This is a genomic window from Deinococcus sp. (assembly GCF_030523985.1).
Lineage (GTDB): Bacteria > Deinococcota > Deinococci > Deinococcales > Deinococcaceae > Deinococcus.
Map to the genome: position 1 here is coordinate 1 of NZ_JAUNHK010000182.1, position 2,707 is coordinate 2,707.

3 protein-coding genes are annotated in these 2,707 nt (G+C 66.2%); all 3 read left to right on the top strand.

Translation table 11 applies throughout. The features are described 5' to 3' along the window. A partial coding sequence (gene pdxH / locus Q4C89_RS14665) for a pyridoxamine 5'-phosphate oxidase (protein WP_303103362.1) occupies nt 1–556 on the top strand: 556 nt, incomplete at its 5' end. Nucleotides 557–626: 70 nt separating this feature from the next. After that, entirely contained in the window at nt 627–1,985 is a 1,359-nt protein-coding gene (locus tag Q4C89_RS14670; RefSeq protein ID WP_303103363.1) for an FAD-dependent oxidoreductase, read from the top strand. Between the two features lie 84 nt (nt 1,986–2,069). Continuing rightward, on the top strand, nt 2,070–2,707 hold a 638-nt coding region (gene sdaAB, locus Q4C89_RS14675), incomplete at its 3' end, for an L-serine ammonia-lyase, iron-sulfur-dependent subunit beta (RefSeq protein ID WP_303103364.1).

The window sequence follows — 2,707 nt, forward strand, 5'->3', positions numbered from 1 at the left end:
GGCGTGGTTCGACGAAGCCCTCGCCGCCGACCTGCCCGAACCCTACGCCATGCAGGTGGCGACGGCGAACGCGGCGGGCCGCCCCAGCCTCCGCACGGTGCTGCTGCGCGGCGCAGACGAGGAAGGACTGACCTTCTACACCAATTTCGAGAGCCACAAGGGGCTGGATTTGGCAGAGAACCCGCAGGCCGAATTCCTGTTCTACTGGGCCGAGTTGGAGCGGCAGGTGCGGGCCTTCGGAACGATTGCCAGGGTGCCCGACGCCGAAGCCGACCACTATTTCCACGTTCGCCCCCGTGAAAGCCAGCTTGCCGCGCACGCCAGCGACCCGCAGAGCGCCCCGATTGAAAACCGCGAGGCCCTAGAAGCCAAATTCGCCGCGCTGCACGGGCGTTTCCCCGAAGGCGCGACCATCCCGCGCCCGCAGTTCTGGGGCGGCTACCGCCTGACCGTACAGGAGTGGGAATTCTGGCAGGGGCGGCCCAACCGAATGCACGACCGTTTCCGATACACGCGGGACGGGGCAGGGTGGCGGCTGGAACGGTTGATGCCGTAAGGGGGTAGAGGGTGGAGAGCAGAGAGAAAAACCCTTCACCCTTTACCCTCCACCCTCTACACTCAGCTTTATGTCCACTTACACCCCCGAACGCCCCCTGCGTGTGGCTGTCATCGGCTCTGGCCCCAGCGGGATTTTTGCGACCGAGGCGCTGCTCAAGCAGACTGAATTTCCCGTCGAGGTGGATGTTTACGACCGTCTGCCCACGCCCTACGGCCTGGTGCGCTACGGCGTGGCCCCCGACCACCTCACCATCAAGAGCGTGACCAAGGGCTTTGAAAAGACCCTGTCCGACCCCCGCGTGCGCTTTCTCGGCAACGTGGAATTCGGCAAGGAACTGACCGCCGAAGACGCCCGCGCCCACTACGACGCGGTCATGTACACCGTGGGGGCGAGCAGTGACCGCCGCCTGAACATCCCCGGCGAAGACCTGCAAGGCTCCATGAGCGCCACCGATTTCGTGGCCTGGTACAACGGGCACCCCGACGCGGCGACCCGTGAAATGCTGCTGGGCGCCGAGGGCGTCGCGGTGGTCGGCGTGGGCAACGTGGCGCTGGACGTGAGCCGCATCCTCGCCAAGACGGTGGCGGAACTGCGTGAATCCGACATCGCCCCTCACGCCCTGCCCGCGCTGGAGCGCAGCAGCGTCAAGGACATCTACATCCTGGGTCGGCGCGGCCCGGCGCAGGCAGCCTTTACGACCAAGGAACTGCGCGAATTTGGCGAACTGCACGGCGCGGAACCCATCGTCAAGCCCGCCGAGGTGCAACTGACCGAGGCCGAGGAAGCCGCCGTCACCGACAACACCAAGAAGAAAAACATCGAGGTGCTGCGCGACTTCGCCATTCGCACGCCTGGGGGCAAGGAACGCCGCGTTCATCTGCGTTTTCTAGTGTCGCCCGTCGAGATTCTGGACGACGGAGAAGGCAACGTGGCGGGCCTGAAGGTCGAGCGCAACCGCCTGGACGAAAACGGAAATGCCGTCGGGACGGGCGAATACGAAACGCTGCCCGTGCAGATGGTGCTGCGCTCGGTGGGCTACCGGGGCGTGGCGCTGCCCGGCGTGCCCTTCGACGACAAACGCGGCGTCATCGCCAACGAGGAAGGCCGCGTGACGGGACAACCCGGCGAGTACACCGCAGGCTGGATCAAGCGCGGCCCCAGCGGAGTCGTCGGCACCAACCGCAAGGACGCCACCGACACCGTTGCCGCCCTGCTGAGCGACGCCCGCGAAGGCAAACTGCTGTCGCCCGCGCACCCCACCCGCGCCGACGTGGACGCCCTGCTGACAAGTAAGGGAGCCGACGTGTTCACCTTCGAGGACTGGCAGACGCTCGATGCCCACGAACTCGCCCAGGGCAAGGAGCAGGGTCGCCCCCGCCACAAAGTCGCCCTACGCGAGGAAATGCTGAAGTTGCGTAAGCGCTGAGTGGAGAGAGAGGAGGGTGGAGGGGAGAGGGAGAAACAACCCTCTGCCCTCTTCCCTTTTCCCTCAACCCTCTACACTGCCCCCATGTCCCTTCTCGACATGATTGGCCCGGTCATGATTGGCCCCAGCAGTTCGCACACGGCGGGGGCTTGCCGCCTGGGGCTGGTGGCCCACCACCTGCTCGGTGAGCCTCCCCGCGAGACCCACATCGGCCTGCACGCTTCCTTTGCCAAGACTGGGCGCGGGCACGGCACGCACCTCGCGCTGATTGCCGGAATTCTGGGCTACGCGCCCCACGACCCACGTCTGGCCCACGCTTTCGATGAGGCGAAGGCGGCGGGGCTGCATTTCGAATTCGAGGACGTAGACCTGGGCGACGTTCACCCCAACACGGCACGCATCGTCCTGAAGGGCGACACCCAGCAGGTCACGGTGCAGGGCAGCAGCACGGGCGGCGGAGTCATTCTGGTCACGCAGGTACAGGGGCTGGGCGTGAATTTCAGCGGTGCGAGTCCCACGCTGGTACTGCGCTACACCGACGCGGTGGGCCTGATTGCCCGCATTGCCAGCAGCATCGCCGCCGCCGGGGTCAACATCGCCGCCCTGACGTGTACCCGCGAGGCCCGGGGCAGACAGGCGCTGCTCGCCATCGAACTCGACGCGCCGCTCTCGCCCGAAGCCTTGGCCTTTATCGGCAGTTGGCAGGACGTGAACTGGGTGCG

Excerpts from the sequence above, each read along its gene's own strand:
- Q4C89_RS14670 (WP_303103363.1), top strand. The coding sequence starts at position 627 with ATGTCCACTTACACCCCCGAACGCCCCCTGCGTGTGGCTGTCATCGGC.